The organism is Pseudoxanthomonas sp. (assembly GCF_035999195.1).
Classification (GTDB): Bacteria; Pseudomonadota; Gammaproteobacteria; order Xanthomonadales; family Xanthomonadaceae; genus Pseudoxanthomonas_A.
Window position 1 is genome coordinate 1092485 of record NZ_DASYGY010000009.1, and the last position, 13756, is coordinate 1106240.

At 68.4% G+C, this 13756-nt stretch carries 16 protein-coding genes and 1 tRNA gene; 8 read left to right on the forward strand and 9 right to left on the reverse strand.

The window, feature by feature from the left end:
* Positions 1 to 168: 168 nt before the first annotated feature.
* The 5 genes from ggt to rsmD form a co-directional block, all read right to left on the reverse strand.
* Positions 169 to 1917 (reverse strand): gamma-glutamyltransferase, encoded by a 1749-nt coding sequence (ggt, locus tag VGN58_RS12160; protein WP_327483475.1) that lies wholly within the window; start codon positions 1915 to 1917, stop codon positions 169 to 171.
* Between the two features lie 47 nt (positions 1918 to 1964).
* Positions 1965 to 2213, reverse strand: coding sequence for a YfhL family 4Fe-4S dicluster ferredoxin (locus VGN58_RS12165; protein ID WP_327483476.1), 249 nt, complete (start codon positions 2211 to 2213; stop codon positions 1965 to 1967).
* Positions 2214 to 2437: 224 nt separating this feature from the next.
* The gene (locus tag VGN58_RS12170) at positions 2438 to 2932 is read right to left on the reverse strand and encodes a hypothetical protein (RefSeq protein WP_327483477.1); all 495 of its coding nucleotides are present in this window, start codon (positions 2930 to 2932) and stop codon (positions 2438 to 2440) included.
* Positions 2933 to 2978: 46 nt separating this feature from the next.
* Positions 2979 to 3488 (reverse strand): pantetheine-phosphate adenylyltransferase, encoded by a 510-nt coding sequence (gene coaD, locus VGN58_RS12175; RefSeq protein ID WP_327483478.1) that lies wholly within the window; start codon positions 3486 to 3488, stop codon positions 2979 to 2981.
* Entirely contained in the window at positions 3485 to 4129 is a 645-nt protein-coding gene (gene rsmD, locus VGN58_RS12180; protein WP_327483479.1) for a 16S rRNA (guanine(966)-N(2))-methyltransferase RsmD, read from the reverse strand. The genes coaD and rsmD overlap by 4 nt, the downstream gene beginning before the upstream one ends.
* A gap of 152 nt (positions 4130 to 4281) precedes the next feature.
* Between rsmD and htpG the strand changes: the two genes are divergently transcribed.
* Positions 4282 to 6180, forward strand: a complete 1899-nt coding sequence (gene htpG / locus VGN58_RS12185; RefSeq protein WP_327483480.1) for a molecular chaperone HtpG — start codon at positions 4282 to 4284, stop codon at positions 6178 to 6180.
* Between the two features lie 165 nt (positions 6181 to 6345).
* Here the strand turns inward: htpG and VGN58_RS12190 are convergent, their stop codons facing one another.
* Entirely contained in the window at positions 6346 to 6645 is a 300-nt protein-coding gene (locus tag VGN58_RS12190) for a hypothetical protein (RefSeq protein WP_327483481.1), read from the reverse strand.
* Positions 6646 to 6764: 119 nt separating this feature from the next.
* On the opposite strand from VGN58_RS12190, the gene ftsY reads away from it, so the two are divergent.
* The 3 genes from ftsY to VGN58_RS12205 all read left to right on the forward strand — a co-directional run bounded on the left by ftsY (position 6765) and on the right by VGN58_RS12205 (position 9483).
* The gene (gene ftsY, locus VGN58_RS12195; protein WP_327483482.1) at positions 6765 to 7991 is read left to right on the forward strand and encodes a signal recognition particle-docking protein FtsY; all 1227 of its coding nucleotides are present in this window, start codon (positions 6765 to 6767) and stop codon (positions 7989 to 7991) included.
* Positions 7992 to 8087: 96 nt separating this feature from the next.
* A complete protein-coding gene (gene mutY, locus VGN58_RS12200; protein ID WP_414710788.1) occupies positions 8088 to 9185 on the forward strand; it encodes an A/G-specific adenine glycosylase in 1098 nt (365 codons plus the stop codon).
* 28 nt (positions 9186 to 9213) lie between these two features.
* On the forward strand, positions 9214 to 9483 hold the full coding sequence (locus VGN58_RS12205; RefSeq protein WP_327484649.1) for an oxidative damage protection protein: 270 nt from the start codon (positions 9214 to 9216) through the stop codon (positions 9481 to 9483).
* Between the two features lie 18 nt (positions 9484 to 9501).
* Here the strand turns inward: VGN58_RS12205 and VGN58_RS12210 are convergent, their stop codons facing one another.
* Positions 9502 to 9954 carry a DUF6491 family protein gene (locus VGN58_RS12210; protein ID WP_327483484.1) on the reverse strand — a complete coding sequence of 151 codons (453 nt, stop codon included), beginning with the start codon at positions 9952 to 9954 and terminating at the stop codon, positions 9502 to 9504.
* A gap of 170 nt (positions 9955 to 10124) precedes the next feature.
* On the opposite strand from VGN58_RS12210, the gene VGN58_RS12215 reads away from it, so the two are divergent.
* Positions 10125 to 10200, forward strand: a tRNA-Phe gene (locus tag VGN58_RS12215).
* Positions 10201 to 10270: 70 nt separating this feature from the next.
* A complete protein-coding gene (locus VGN58_RS12220) occupies positions 10271 to 10981 on the forward strand; it encodes an rRNA pseudouridine synthase (protein ID WP_327484650.1) in 711 nt (236 codons plus the stop codon).
* A gap of 40 nt (positions 10982 to 11021) precedes the next feature.
* Here VGN58_RS12220 and VGN58_RS12225 read toward each other — a convergent pair whose 3' ends face one another.
* Positions 11022 to 11279 (reverse strand): hypothetical protein, encoded by a 258-nt coding sequence (locus VGN58_RS12225; RefSeq protein ID WP_327483485.1) that lies wholly within the window; start codon positions 11277 to 11279, stop codon positions 11022 to 11024.
* Positions 11280 to 11538: 259 nt separating this feature from the next.
* Between VGN58_RS12225 and VGN58_RS12230 the strand changes: the two genes are divergently transcribed.
* Positions 11539 to 11937, forward strand: coding sequence for a hypothetical protein (locus tag VGN58_RS12230; protein WP_327483486.1), 399 nt, complete (start codon positions 11539 to 11541; stop codon positions 11935 to 11937).
* 389 nt (positions 11938 to 12326) lie between these two features.
* On the forward strand, positions 12327 to 12638 hold the full coding sequence (locus tag VGN58_RS12235) for a hypothetical protein (RefSeq protein ID WP_327483487.1): 312 nt from the start codon (positions 12327 to 12329) through the stop codon (positions 12636 to 12638).
* Between the two features lie 4 nt (positions 12639 to 12642).
* On the opposite strand, the gene VGN58_RS12240 is transcribed toward VGN58_RS12235, so the two are convergent.
* Positions 12643 to 13686 (reverse strand): alpha/beta hydrolase, encoded by a 1044-nt coding sequence (locus VGN58_RS12240; protein WP_327483488.1) that lies wholly within the window; start codon positions 13684 to 13686, stop codon positions 12643 to 12645.
* Positions 13687 to 13756: the final 70 nt, after the last annotated feature.

Here is a 13756-nt window from a genome sequence, read left to right on the forward strand (position 1 = left end):
ACGCCCGCCCGCTCCCCTGTAGGAGCGACGTGAGTCGCGACTGCCATCCAGGGCATCCCGAAAACGTAAAGCGAAGCGATCGGAAGATCAGCGAAAAAGATCACCGCTGTTTGCTTTCACGCGCCGTGGTCGCGACTCACGTCGCTCCTACAGAGACACAAGCCCTGTTCAGGGACGCGCCGCCGACTCCACCACCTTCGCCGCCCCGACGTTGTTGCGCGGGTCGCTGCCGCCGCGCAGCGTATTGGTGGTCTTGTCCCATTCCACCGTCTGCAGGTTGCCCCAGACATGGCTGGAGCCGCGGCCGCCCTGCGCCGTGTTGCCGCGCACCTTGAACGCGTGGCCCATCGCTTCCAGCGCCTGTTGCGACGCAGGTGTCAGCGCGTCGGTCTCCATCTCGATCAGGTCCGGCATCCACTGGTGGTGGAAGCGCGGCAGCGCGCTGACGGCCTGCGGATCCAGGCCGGCGTCGTACCCCAGTACGCCCAGCAGCACCATGGTGATGATGCGGCTGCCACCCGGCGTACCCAGCACCGCCACCTTGTCCGCCGACTCCATGAAGGTCGGCGTCATGGAGCTGAGCATGCGCTTGCCTGGCTGCGGCGCATTGGCCTCGTACCCCATCACGCCGAATGCGTTCGGCGTGCCGGGTTTCAGCGCGAAGTCGTCCATCTCGTTGTTCAGCAGCACGCCGGTGCCCGGCGGCACCAGGCCGGACCCGAACAGCAGGTTGACCGTCTGCGTGCCGGCGACTCGGTTGCCTTCGGCATCGATGATGGAGAAGTGCGTGGTCTCCTCGTCTTCCAGCGGCGTCTGCCGGCCCGACAGCTGGTCGCTCGGCGTGGCCTTGTCCGGATTGATCGTCGCGCGCAGGCCGGCCGCGTAGTACGGGCTGGTCAGCGTCTTCATCGGGATGTCGACGAAGTCCGGGTCGCCCAGGTAGAACGTGCGGTCGCGGAAGGCGCGGCGCATCGCTTCCACCACCAGGTGCGTGCGCTGCGCCTCGTCCAGCTTCGACAGGTCGTAGGCATCGAGGATCTGCAGCATCTGCGCCAGCGCCACGCCGCCGGACGACGGCGGCGGTGCGGTCGTCACCTGCCACTCGTTGTACGTGAACGTCAGCGGTTCGCGCTCGCGCACGCTGTAGCCGGCCAGTTCCTTCGCCGTCCATTGGCCGCCTTCGGCTTTCACGCCGGCCAGCAGGAGCTTCGCGGTCTCGCCGCGGTAGAAGCCGTCGAACCCCTGCGCGGCGAGGCGCTCCAGCGTGCGCGCCAGGTCGGGCTGCCTGAAGATGTCGCCTTCCTTGATCGGCTGGCCGTCGACCAGGAACACCGACCGCGTGCCCTTGTAGCGCTCCATCACCTCGCGGCGCGCCTGGTAGCCGCGCGCCATGCGTGCATAGACCGGGAAGCCTTCGCGCGCCGTGCGGATGGCCGGCGCCAACGAGGTCTTCAGCGGCAGCCTGCCGTACTTCTCCGCCAGATGGACGAACGCGGCCGGCAGCCCGGGAATGCCGGCCGCCCACGGACCGTTTTCGGCGCGGTCGCGGTTGAAGTCGCCGTTCGGCAGCAGGTACCTGTCCGGCGTCGCGGCGGCGGGCGCGGTCTCGCGCGCATCGATGAAGACGTCCTTGCCGGTCTTGCCGTCATGCAGCAGGAAGAAGCCGCCGCCGCCGAGGCCCGAACTGATCGGTTCCACCACCGACAGCGTCGACGACACCGCGATGGCGGCGTCGAACGCGTTGCCGCCCTGCGCGATGATGTCCAGCCCCGCCTGCGTGGCGAGCGCGTGCGCGCTGGCGATGGCGGCGCCGGGCGGGTGCGGGGAAGACGAAGGGGAACGGACGGCGTCGGCGGCGAGCGCGGCAGGCGCGAACGCGACGACGAACAACAGCGCGAACAGACGGCGATGGATCACGACTTCTCCTGGACAGGTACCGGGACGACGCACGCGCCGTGGCGGGGTCAACCGGCCTGCAGCCGGAGCATCTTCGCCAGCAGTGCTTCGTGGGTCTCAGGATACGCCGGATCGGGGTCGATGCATTCCACCGGGCACACGACGACGCATTGCGGTTCGTCGTGATGGCCGACGCATTCGGTGCAGCGCGTCGGATCGATCACATAGATCGTCTCGCCCATCGAGATGGCCTGGTTCGGACAGGCGGGCTCGCAGACATCACAGTTGACGCAGAGTTCGTTGATCTTGAGGGACATGGGATTGCCGTCATCCCTGCGCAGGCCGGGACCCAGTGACTTTCATTGTGGCACTCATCGGAAGCTGCAAGACCCCGCGCCCCGTCGCTGCAGGCTGGCGACGCCACGCGGCCGAAAGTCACTGGATGACCGGCCATGCGGCCGTTGTGAAGCGCCTCCCGCCTTCGCGGGGATGACCTTCCGGCATAGGCGTGGCCGCCGCATGGCGGCCACGCGCCGGAAGGTCACTTGGCTTCGACGAAGACGTATTCGGCGCTGCTCGGGGTGACGGCGGCCTTCACCCGCTCGCTGTCCTCGGCCTTGCCGATGAACAGCACGCGCACGCCCTTGAACGAGTCGACGGCGGCGCCTTCGAACGCGGCCACGGCCAGGTCGGCGATCTTGGCGCTGTTCGGCGAGCCGAACGCGATCAGGTTGCCGCTGCTCACGCCGCGCGCCACGGCGCCCTTGGCCTGCTCCAGCTGGCGACCGTACTTGGCCTCGAACTCCGGGTCGGTCTCGGCCGGCAGGTAGTACACGTACGGCGTGCTGGTGATCGTGCCCATGTTGGCGTCGACCACCTTGCTCAGGTACTCCTTCCACGGACCGTCTTCGGCGGTGGCCGGTGCGACCAGCGCGACCTCGGCCGGCTCGGCCGGGGCTTCTTCCTGCTTCTTGCACGCCGCGAACGGCAGCACGAGGCAGGCGGTGAGCATGATGCGGCTTGCGAACTTCTTCATGGGTAATCCCCCTCCTGGTGAAACGGTTGTCGAAACGGTGGAGCGCTCAGGCGCCCTGCTTGTCTTGTCGCCATTGCGCCTTGAGGGCGGCGGTCACCGCCGGCGGCACGAAGCCGGACACGTCGCCGCCCAGCCGGGCGATCTCGCGCACCAGCGACGAGGAAATGAAGCCGTACTGCTCTGCCGGGGTCAGGAACAGCGTCTCGACCTCCGGGATCAGGTGGCGGTTCATGCTGGCCAGCTGGAATTCGTATTCGAAGTCGGACACCGCGCGCAGCCCGCGCAGCAGCACGCCGCCGCCCACCTCCTTCACGAAGTGCGCCAGCAGGCCGTCGAAGCCACGCACCTCGACGTGCGGATGCCTGGCGACCGCCTCACGGGCCAGCGCGACGCGCTGGGCCAGCGGCAGCGCCGGTCCCTTGCCCGGGCTCTCGGCCACGCCGATGATCACGCGCTCGAACAGCGGCGCGGCCCGGTCGATCAGGTCGATATGGCCATTGGTGATGGGGTCGAACGTGCCGGGGTACACGGCCGTCCGGGTGCGCGCCACAGTCATTCAGTCGTCGCCGGCGGGTCGTCGGGCCGAAGTGTAACAGCGGCGTGATGGCCCGGGGCGCGGTACAGCGCGTAGCGGACCTCGCGCGTCCGCCCCTCGCGGTGCAGGGTCCAGGCCGGCGGAACCGCGGGCTGCATGTCCGCAGGCGACTCCAGGTAGACCCACGCCCCGGGCGCCAGGCGCGACGCCAGCGCGTCCAGGGCGCGGCTCCACAGGCCGTCGGCGAACGGCGGGTCCAGGAACACCAGGTCGAAGGCCTCGTGGCGACGCGCAAGCCAGGCCAGCGCGTCGGCGGCATGCACCTCGGCCGGCGCAGACAGCCTGTCCACCGCCCCGCGCAATGCGGCGGCCAGTCCGGGATCGCGCTCCACCAGCGACGCGTGCGCGGCCCCGCGCGACAGCGCTTCGAGCCCCAGCACGCCGGTGCCGGCGAACAGGTCCAGCACGCGCGCGCCAGGCAGCGCCGGCATCAGCCAGTTGAACAGGGTCTCGCGCACGCGGTCGCTGCTGGGCCGCAGGCCGGGACGATCCGGCACCGCCAGCTTCGTGCCGCGCCAGCGTCCGCCGATGATGCGCACCTGCCCGGCGCCGCGCGGAGCAGCGGCAGGAACGGCAGGGGGGCGACGGGCGTTGCGGGGCATCGGGAAGCCGGGAGTGGAAGGCTCCGCATGATACGACCCCGACGCGCCCCTCCTGCAGGACCTCGCGGGTTGAAATCGGCCGCCCTGCCCCTACACCGGGACCCATCGGCCGCGCCGGCGGCCCGCACGACGATCCAAGGAGCACGTCCACGATGACCACCGAAACCCGCAAGGAAACACTGGGCTTCCAGGCCGAAGTGAAGCAGCTGCTGCAGCTGATGATCCACTCGCTGTACTCGAACAAGGAGATCTTCCTGCGCGAGCTGGTCTCCAATGCCGCCGACGCCGCCGACAAGCTGCGCTTCGAGGCGCTGAAGGATCCGAAGCTGCTGGAGGAGGATCCCACCCTGCGCATCCGCATCGGCTTCGATGCCGACGCGCGCACGATCACCATCGACGACAACGGCATCGGCATGAGCCGCGACGAGGCCGTCGCCCACCTCGGCACCATCGCCAAGTCCGGCACGGGCGAGTTCCTGCGCGCGATGTCCGGCGACCAGAAGAAGGACGCCAACCTGATCGGCCAGTTCGGCGTGGGCTTCTACAGCGCCTTCATCGTGGCCGACCGCGTGGATGTGTTCAGCCGCCGCGCCGGCCTGCCGGCCAGCGAAGGCGTGCACTGGTCCAGCGCCGGCGAAGGCGATTTCGAGGTCGCCACCGTCGACAAGCCCGAGCGCGGCACCCGCATCGTGCTGCACCTGAAGGACGGCGAGGAAGGCTTCGCCGACTGCTGGAAGCTGCGCGGCATCATCAAGAAGTACTCCGACCACGTCGGCCTGCCGATCGAGATGCAGAAGGAGCATCACGGCGAGGACAAGCCCGCCGAGCCGGAGTGGGAGGCCGTCAACAAGGCCAGCGCGCTGTGGACGCGCGCCAAGTCCGAGGTCAAGGACGAGGAATACACCGAGTTCTACAAGCACATCGCGCACGACTTCACCGATCCGGTGGCGTGGAGCCACAACCGGGTCGAAGGCAAGCTCGAATACACCTCGCTGCTCTACGTGCCCGGCCGCGCGCCGTTCGACCTGTACCACCGCGACGGCGCCAAGGGCCTGAAGCTGTACGTACAGCGCGTCTTCATCATGGACCAGGCCGAGCAGTTCCTGCCGCTGTACCTGCGCTTCCTGCGCGGCGTCGTGGATTCGTCCGACCTGTCGCTCAACGTCTCGCGCGAGATCCTGCAGTCCGGCCCGGTGGTCGACTCGATGCGCTCGGCGCTGACCAAGCGCGCGCTCGATATGCTGGAGAAGCTGGCCAAGGACAAGCCCGGGGACTACAAGGGGTTCTGGACGAACTTCGGCCAGGTGCTGAAGGAAGGCCCCGCCGAGGACTACGCCAACCGCGAGAAGATCGCCGGCCTGCTGCGCTTCGCGTCCACGCACGACGCTTCCGGCGAACCGAGTGTCTCCCTGGCGGACTATGTGGGCCGCATGAAGGAAGGCCAGGACAAGCTGTACTACCTGACCGGCGAGTCGTACGCGCAGATCAAGGACAGCCCGCACCTGGAGATCTTCCGCAAGAAGGGCATCGAGGTGCTGCTGCTCACCGACCGCATCGACGAGTGGCTGATGGGCTATCTGACTGAGTTCGACGGCAAGTCCTTCGTCGATGTCGCCCGCGGTGACCTGGACTTGGGCGCGCTGGACAGCGAAGACGAGAAGAAGGCGCAGGAGGAAAGCGCCAAGGCGAAGGAAGCGCTGACCAGCCGCATCAAGACCGTGCTGGGCCTGGACGTGGCCGACGTGCGCGTCTCGCACCGGCTGACCGATTCGCCCGCCATCCTCGCGATCGGCCAGGGCGACTTGGGTCTGCAGATGCGCCAGCTGCTGGAAGCCAGCGGCCAGCAGGTGCCGGAGAGCAAGCCGGTGTTCGAGTACAACCCCGACCACCCGCTGATCGCCAAGCTCGATGCGGAAAGCGATGCCAACCGGTTCAACAGCCTCACCCGCGTGCTGTTCGACCAGGCCGCGCTGGCCGCCGGCGAGAGCCTCAAGGACCCGGCCGGCTACGTGAAGCGCCTCAATGCGCTGCTGCTGGAGTTGTCGGCGTAATCGGCAACCCGACTGCGCCCCTCTCCTCGCCTGCGGCGAGAGATCCGTAGCCCGGGTAGAGCCGAAGGCGAAACCCGGGACTACGCGATCTCCGATGCGCCGCTGAAACCTTCAACGCGCTCAGCCCCGGGTTTCGCTGCGCTCTACCCGGGCTACGGGTGCGACTCAGGCTCGGACATCCAATAGGCTGCCCAGCGTCTGATCTGCGATCTTCAGCACGACCAGGTTGGCGCCGGCCATCGCCCTGTAGGTCAGCATCGCGGCGACATCCTCGACCGGGGCCGCGGGATCGTCGGACGCCTCGACCACCGTTGCGGACACGCCACCCGTCTGCTGGGCTGACATGGACACCGCCTGCCGCGTTGCATCCAGCGTCGCCAGATTGGCGATGTTGTGCGCCGCCGCCTGCATTCCGGCAGAGGCGGCGCGCAGGCCCGAGGCGGCGATACCGGTGATGGCGTTCATGCGGGGCTTCCTGGTTTTCCGCCCTCGATATCGGCCGCGGCCGGCCCCACTTGAGTTCTGCACCCGGGCGTCCGGCAGCCGGGTGGTAGCATGTCGCCCTCTTCGAGATACCCCCTGCAATGATCGGTTTTTTCCGCCGCAAGAAGCCCCAGGACGGTGTCGGCACCGCCCAGACCCGTCCCAGCATCGAGGAACTCGCCGCCGCCTTCCCTCGCGCGCCCGGCGAGGCGTTGCCGGTGGACGACGCCCCCTCGTCTCCCCCGCCCACGGAGGAGACGTTGTCGAAGGCGGATGGCGGGGAAAGCCCGGTCGTCATGCAGACGGAGGCGGCGACGCCTGTTCCCGCCCCCCAGCCCGCTCCCACCTCAACGTCAACGCCGGAGCGCGAGCCTGACCTCGATGCCGCCCCCGCAGCCGCCGCCGCGGGCAAGCCCGGCTGGCGCGACCGCCTGCGCCGCACCAGCGCCGCGCTGGGCCTCGCCGGCCTGTTCACGCGCAACCCGCGCCTGGACGACGACCTGCTGGACGAGATCGAGACCGCGCTGCTGACCGCCGACGTCGGTGTGCCGGCCACCACGGCGATCATCGAAGACCTGCGCAAGCGGATGAAAGCGCGCGAGTTCGCCGATGCCCAGGCGCTGCTCAAAGCGCTGCGCGCCGATCTGATCGCGCTGATCACGCCAGTGGCCAAGCCGCTGGCCATCGATGCCAGCCGCAAGCCGTTCGTCGTGCTGACCGTCGGCGTCAACGGCGTGGGCAAGACGACCACCATCGGCAAGCTGGCGCGCCGCTTCAAACAGGATGGGCACAGCTTGATGCTGGCCGCCGGCGACACGTTCCGCGCCGCCGCGGTGGCGCAGTTGCAGACCTGGGGCGAACGCAACGGCGTGCCGGTGGTCGCGCAGGGCCAGGATGCGGATGCCGCGTCCGTCGCGTTCGATGCGCTGCAGTCGGCCAAGTCGCGCGGCACCGACGTGCTGATCGCCGACACGGCCGGCCGCCTGCACACGCAGACCGGGCTGATGAACGAACTGGGCAAGATCCGCCGCGTGCTGGGCAAGATCGATGCCGAGGCGCCGCATGAGGTGCTGATGGTCATCGACGGCACCACCGGTCAGAACGCGCTGTCGCAGCTGCGCCAGTTCCACGCCGCGGTCGGCGTCACGGGCCTGGTGGTCACCAAGCTGGACGGCACGGCCAAGGGCGGCGTGGTGTTCGCGCTGGCGCGCGAATTCGGCATCCCGATCCGGTACGCCGGCATCGGCGAGCGCGTGGAAGACCTGCGCGTGTTCGATGCGGAATCGTTCGTCGACGCGCTGCTGCCGGAAGCGCTGGGTGGCGGCTGATAACGGATTCCCGGTGGTTGTGGGAGCGACGTCAGTCGCGATAGGCCACCGCGGTGACGCCATTGCGACTGACGTCGCTCCCACAGGATGCTGCAGGTGAGCACTGCCTCCTTCGCCTCCCGCCTGCTGGCCTGGTTCGACGACCACGGCCGCCACGACCTGCCCTGGCAGCACCCGCGCACGCCGTATCGCGTGTGGCTGTCGGAAATCATGCTGCAGCAGACGCAGGTGGCCACCGCGACGCCGTACTTCCTGCGCTTCGTCGAACGCTTTCCCACGTTGTCTGATCTCGCCGCCGCATCCACCGACGACGTGATGGCGCACTGGGCCGGGCTGGGCTACTACGCCCGTGCACGCAACCTGCATGCGGCGGCGAAAGCGTGCGTGGCGGACCACCACGGCGACCTGCCACGCGATTTCGCTGCACTGCATGCCCTGCCCGGCATCGGCCGCAGCACGGCCGGCGCGATCCTCTCGCAGGCATGGAACGACCGTTTCCCCATCCTCGACGGCAACGTCAAGCGCGTCCTGACACGGTTCCATGGCATCACCGGCTGGCCCGGCCTGCCGGCCGTCGAGAAGCAGCTCTGGGCGCTGGCGGAGCAGCACCTGCGCGACGTGCCCGATGGGCGACCGGCGGACTACACGCAGGCGCAGATGGATTTCGGCGCCACGCTGTGTACGCGCGCAAAACCGGCGTGCGTGGTGTGTCCCGTGCAGGACGACTGCATCGCGCGGCGGGAGGGCCTCACGGCGTCTCTGCCCACCTCCAGACCATCGAAGGTCCTGCCGGAACGCGAGGCCGTGGCGCTATGGCTGGAGAACGCCGATGGCGAGGTCCTGCTGCAGCGCCGTCCCGACACCGGCATCTGGGCGTCGTTGTGGACGCTGCCGCAGGCGGACACCGATGCGGGCATGCGCGACTGGTTCGCGCGCGAAATGAAGGGCGCCTACGACAACGCCGAAGAACTGCCCGTCGTCGTGCACACCTTCAGCCACTACCGCCTGCACCTGCAACCGCTGCGCCTGCGCAAGGTCGCCCTGCGCGACGTGGTGCGCGACAATGACGACTTGCGCTGGGTGGCGCGCGAAGATCTCGCCACGCTGGGCCTGCCGGCGCCGATCCGCAAGCTGCTCTCCACCGACATAGCCGCGCAAGCGGGAAGCCCTCCGCAACGGCCGCATGGCCGATAATCCAGTGACCTACAACGGGATGTCCTCGATGCCGCGCACCGTCTTCTGCCAGTACGAACAACGCGAAACGGAAGGGCTCGACTTCGTCCCCTACCCCGGCGACCTGGGCAAGCGCATCTACGCCGACATCGGCAAGCCCGCGTGGGCGGCATGGCTGGCACACCAGACCATGCTGATCAACGAGAATCGGCTGTCGCCGCGCGACCCCAAGCACCGGGCCTTCCTGGAAGCCGAGCTGGAGAAGTTCCTGTTCGGCGGCAGCGCCGAGAAGCCCGCCGGGTACGTGCCTGCGCCTTAATCCGGCCCGGCTTCCTTCTCAGCTCTTCGCCTCGCGCTCCACGGCGGCGGCTTCGCGCAGTTCTTTCTGGCTGGCGCGCAGGGCTTTGACGTCCAGCGGACGGATGGTGTCGATGCGACAGGGCAGCTTGATGCTGGAGGTGCCCGCGCCCAGCGGAATCACGTCGTCGAAACGCGCCGAGACCCGACTGCCGAAATGGGTGATGCGGATGGCCATGGCGTAGTCCAGGTCCTGGCAGGGGCCGGACAGCTCCAGCAGGAAGGCCTCGCTGGGCCTGGTCCACACCGCGAGCGCGCCATCGCCCAACGGCGACCAGCCGTTGAGGTTGCCGAAATAGCGGAAATCCTTGACCGGCTCGCCGGCATGGCCGCGGTAGAAGGCCAGCTTTTCCGCGTCCGTCTGTCGGGGGCCGGTGGCGCACGCGGTCAGTATCGTCGCCATCAGCAGGGCAGGAAGCGTCAGGTATCTCATGGTGGTCGCCTGTCGGTGCGTGGAGGGGCCGACTGCATGATGCCCCCGCGCTGCCGGCAAGGCGGCGACACTCGGACCCGCCATTCAGCGCCGGTCCGGCTTGCCATCATCCCGGACGGTCCGTATCATTGCGCCTCTTCCCGCCGTACGTCCGTACCGCGAAAGACCATGGCCTGGTAGCTCAGTTGGTAGAGCAGCGGATTGAAAATCCGCGTGTCGGTGGTTCGAATCCGCCCCGGGCCACCATATCGTTCAAGGAAGGCCTGCAGCGATGCAGGCCTTTTTCGTGCCCGCCAGGAGCACCCCGTTGTCGCCCATCCCCGCACCCATCCGCCTCGCCAAGCGTGTCGTCGAACTGACCGGGTGTTCGCGCGCCGAAGCCGACCAGTACATCGAAGGCGGCTGGGTCACGGTCGACGGTGAGACGGTGGAAGCACCGCAGCACCTGGTCACCGACGAGCACGTGGCGGTCGATCCCGCCGCCCGGCTCACCGCCAGCGAACCGGCCACGCTGCTGTTGCACAAGCCCGAGGGCATCGCCTGGCAGGACGCCGCCGCGCTGGCCGTGCCGGCTGCGCATGCGACGGACGACGACAGTGGGGTGCGCCCGCTGAAGCGCCATCTGCAGCGCCTGACTGCCCTGATGCCGCTGGACACGGACGCGAGCGGACTGATGGTGCTCAGCCAGGATGGCCGCGTGTGGCGCCGCCTGACCGAAGACTACGCGCAGATCGAACAGGAATTCGTGGTCGAGATCCGCGGCGAAACGGGGCCGTACACACTCGGCCGTATCGGCCATGTGCCCGCCTATCGGGGACGCGACCTGGCGCCCTGCAAGGTCAGCTGGCAGAACGAGGTACGGCTGCGCTTCGCGATCAAGGATGTGCAGCCCGGCGAATTGCGTCACCGCTGCAGGGAAGGCGGGCTGGACGTGGTGTCGATCCGGCGCCTGCGCGTGGGTCGCGTCGCCCTATCCAGAATGCCCGTCGGGCAGTGGCGCTACTTGCCGGCCGGCACCCGCTTCTAGGCCGGGAAATCCGGACCTGTCGACAATCGACGGCGTCGGATCAGGAGCGCGGCGCGGTGAGGACGACACGTGGCGCGCGTGCCGGCGCGGCGCCTGCGGTCATCGCAGTGTCGTGCGCTACCGCGTCCTGACCACAGGCCGCGCATGCGCGTGCCGGCCGGGCCTGCTGGCTCTGGGTTTCGCAGCGCGACATGGCCTGTTCCAGGCCTTTGCCATTGCCATGGAGCCAGGTGGCAAGCAATACGACGGCCACGGCGCACCACCCGAAGATCAATCGGGAATTCGAGTCTGGAAACATGCTGGAAAGCTCGTTGAGGCGTCGGTGCGCCGGCGATGGGCACAGAGATGTGCAAGGGGGTCGCCATGTCATATCGCCACGCACGCACCGATCCGGACAGCGACAGACATGGGAGATCGACGGTGCACGCATGCGCTGGCGCCACGCCAGCGCCGCCGCGCTTTGCCGCATCGGGCGATTCGCGCTCCGCGCGGTCCGTCTCGCGGAAAATCGTCTTCGGTCTGCCTATCCTGCGGCATTCCTCCATGCAGGCCGCCCCATGTCGCACGTCTCCACTTCCTACGCTGTCGGCCAACGCTGGCGCTGCCGCGGGCGCCATGCCGCCGAGACGCCGGTGCTGACCATCAACCGCATCGACCGGCATCCGCTGGGCGGCGAGATCCTGCACGTGAGCATGACCAATGCGCACATCCGTCATCCGGGCCTGCCCAATGGCGTCATCACCACCTTCGCCCACCTGCCGATCATCGGCCAAGTGCTGGAGCGCAGCGATGCGGAACTGGTCGGCCAAGGCACGCCGGACCCGGCCCACCTGGAGGGCTACACCCAGTGGAAGCAGGCCTTCGACGCAGGCCAGGCAGGGTCTTACGGCATACCGCTGTCCGAGATCCTCGACCTGATCGAAACGATGCTGGCCAAGCGCGACACCGACCGCTGACGCGCTCACGCATCGAGGGCTTCCACGATCGCGGCCCTGGCTGGGATCTTCCTGCGCACGGCGTGTGGCCGGACGCGATCATCGCCAGCACGCACACGTCCACCACCTAGGGCGCAGGCAGCGCATGGGTATACAGCGCACTCCACGCGGGGTAACGGGCCTGGAAGGATGATGGATCGGCGAGCGTCGGGCGAAACCGGACCGGAATCCTTACGGATCGGTGGTCCGGTCAGTACCGCGTGCCGTGCCCCCTCCGTCACGTCGCTGCGACGCCGGCTACCGAGCGCTGAATACCCGGCCGGCGAAGCAGGAGCAGGCACGTGTCTTGACGCGGCATCCACGCACCCTGCCGCAAGGTCGTCGCACTCCTCTTTCTCCGGAACTCCCGAGTGAACATCGTCATGAAGACGTCGAACCATGTCCTTCCCGATCGCTTCACCTGGCTCCGCACCGATGTCGGGCACGACCTGTACGTGGACGACACGCTCATCGCAGAAATTCGCCCGGTCAACGCCGGCCTGATGCTGCGCGTGTGCGTCGACATGGGCGACATCGCCCCGTTCGAGATGGCGGTGCGCTGCGAGGAGCGTGCCATCGGCTGGGCCACGCAATGGGCGCGGCAGCGCGCAGGGCTGCTGTGCCGCTATGCCGACCGTCAGCGTCCGGCCCAGGTGAACGCCGAGCTCGCCCTGGCGAGCTGAGCCCTCACTCGGCGGATGGGGCGTCCCGCGACAGCCCCTGCAGGAACGCCACGCTGCGCTCCATCGCCAGACGCCCCGCCTCGTTGTCGAGATTGAACTGGTATTCGTGCGGCAGGGCGGGCGTGTAGTCCTTCGGAAAGAACAGGGTGTCCACCTTCACTCCCTTGGCCTCGAGCGCGGCGGCCAGCGCGCGCGAATGCGGCTCCAGCGGATCGGCGTTGCCTGCGCTGATGAAGGAAGGCGGGAACGTGGAGGTGACGTGGCGGGATACCGAAAACGTATCCAGCCGCGGATCGTCATAGAAGTCCTTGCGGCCGAGGTACGACCACAGCACGGTGCGCATGAAGGCGGCGAACGGGCTGTCCCATTGGACGAGCCCGACATCGTAGGGGCCGCAGAAGAGCACCATGCCGGCGAGCCGATCCGGCTGAAGGGCGGGCACCAGCCCGATACGCTGCGCGTGCGCCGGCGAGGTGATGGCATTGGCCACCTCGGCCGCGATCTGCGCCCCCGCCGAATCGCCGGCCAGCACGATGCGATTGGCATCGATGTTCAGTTCGGCAGCATTCGCCTGCAGGTATGCGAGCGCGGCATTGATCTGGCGCGCGGGCGTGGGCCAGGTCGCCTTGGGCGCAAGGGTGTAGTCGACGTTGACCACCACGAAACCGCGCGCGGCCAGCACGTGCAGATAGTTGGCGATGTCGCCGCGGCGGCCTGAAACGAACCCGCCCCCGTGTATCCAGACCACCGTGGTCAACCGCTGGTCGCTGCCCTGCACCTGCGCGGGAAAGTAGACGTCCAGGCGCGCATCCGGGTCCGCCGCGTCGTACGCCAGGCCGCGCCGCTCGGTGACGCCGGCGGGCAGGTGCTTGCGCAGGGCGTCCGATGCCTCGACCGCCCCCTTGTCGAACGCCCAGCGGATCAGCAGCACGGAAGGCCAAGGACTCAGCTGGAACGCCGCCCAGGTTCCGGTTCCCAGCACGGCCAGCGCGAGCAGCACGCGCAGCGCCCAGCGACGCCCTGTTCCACCCTGCCTGGCCGTCGTCATCGCCGCTTCTCCCGTGCAGGAGCGCCAGTGCCCCGGTGGGTTTTACACCCGTCCCCGGAAAAAAGAAAAG

What these genes read in the sequence shown, in the direction of transcription:
- VGN58_RS12165 (WP_327483476.1), bottom strand. Translation starts at nt 2,213, where the DNA reads ATGTCCCTCAAGATCAACGAACTCTGCGTCAACTGTGATGTCTGCGAG.
- VGN58_RS12170 (WP_327483477.1), bottom strand. Translation starts at nt 2,932, where the DNA reads ATGAAGAAGTTCGCAAGCCGCATCATGCTCACCGCCTGCCTCGTGCTG.
- coaD (WP_327483478.1), bottom strand. Translation starts at nt 3,488, where the DNA reads ATGACTGTGGCGCGCACCCGGACGGCCGTGTACCCCGGCACGTTCGAC.
- rsmD (WP_327483479.1), bottom strand. Translation starts at nt 4,129, where the DNA reads ATGCCCCGCAACGCCCGTCGCCCCCCTGCCGTTCCTGCCGCTGCTCCG.
- htpG (WP_327483480.1), top strand. Translation starts at nt 4,282, where the DNA reads ATGACCACCGAAACCCGCAAGGAAACACTGGGCTTCCAGGCCGAAGTG.
- VGN58_RS12190 (WP_327483481.1), bottom strand. Translation starts at nt 6,645, where the DNA reads ATGAACGCCATCACCGGTATCGCCGCCTCGGGCCTGCGCGCCGCCTCT.
- ftsY (WP_327483482.1), top strand. Translation starts at nt 6,765, where the DNA reads ATGATCGGTTTTTTCCGCCGCAAGAAGCCCCAGGACGGTGTCGGCACC.
- VGN58_RS12205 (WP_327484649.1), top strand. Translation starts at nt 9,214, where the DNA reads ATGCCGCGCACCGTCTTCTGCCAGTACGAACAACGCGAAACGGAAGGG.
- VGN58_RS12210 (WP_327483484.1), bottom strand. Translation starts at nt 9,954, where the DNA reads ATGAGATACCTGACGCTTCCTGCCCTGCTGATGGCGACGATACTGACC.
- VGN58_RS12225 (WP_327483485.1), bottom strand. Translation starts at nt 11,279, where the DNA reads ATGTTTCCAGACTCGAATTCCCGATTGATCTTCGGGTGGTGCGCCGTG.
- VGN58_RS12230 (WP_327483486.1), top strand. Translation starts at nt 11,539, where the DNA reads ATGTCGCACGTCTCCACTTCCTACGCTGTCGGCCAACGCTGGCGCTGC.
- VGN58_RS12240 (WP_327483488.1), bottom strand. Translation starts at nt 13,686, where the DNA reads ATGACGACGGCCAGGCAGGGTGGAACAGGGCGTCGCTGGGCGCTGCGC.